The sequence below is a fragment of the Paenibacillus sp. 2TAB19 genome (assembly GCF_052115185.1).
Taxonomy (GTDB): Bacteria; Bacillota; Bacilli; order Paenibacillales; family Paenibacillaceae; genus Pristimantibacillus.
Genome location: NZ_JBFRGE010000222.1, coordinates 1 through 608 on the forward strand (window position 1 = coordinate 1; position 608 = coordinate 608).

The window sequence follows — 608 nt, forward strand, 5'->3', positions numbered from 1 at the left end:
GTTCAGAACTGGGGACAAATGCTGCTCCAACTCTCCGTTTTCTTCCCTGATCGAGTCGGCCAGCACCTACGCTAACAGGCCAACTCCCCCTCGGGGGAGTTCCTTATAAATGAGTTTACACAAAATTATTGACAGACCCTTCAATGTTGGTTGTGATTTCTTTACTGAAATAACTCCAATTGTTCCTCACATCCGCCTTTAGCACATTAAAGCGTTGTTGGATTCCTGCATTGTTAACTAACACATTCACTTCTGGATAGTTCGCTGATACCCAATCAAACAATGCTACACGCTCGGATTCAATATCCAAATTACTTACACGAGTAATAAGGCTAGGGGATTTTTCTTTCGCTTTTTGAAGTACATTTTCACGTCGTCCACAAACAATTACTTTATTTCCAGCTTTTATAAAGCGCTCTGCAAAAGCTAATCCTATTCCAGAACTTCCGCCTGTAATAAGTATTGTATTTCCTGTAAGTTTCATTATAGTTCCTCTTCTCCATAGTTTTCTTAACTTACTTGTTTATCAATTTCAAAGCAATAAAGCCAATTCCTTTATATGCGCCAGTTACTAATACTTTTCAACTTATCATTCTTCTTTTCTTTCC

At 38.5% G+C, this 608-nt stretch carries 1 pseudogene; it reads right to left on the minus strand.

The features are described from left to right. Positions 1-139 precede the first annotated feature (139 nt). Positions 140-484 (minus strand): annotated as a pseudogene (locus AB4Z33_RS31150) (SDR family NAD(P)-dependent oxidoreductase); the annotation flags it as partial. Positions 485-608: the final 124 nt, after the last annotated feature.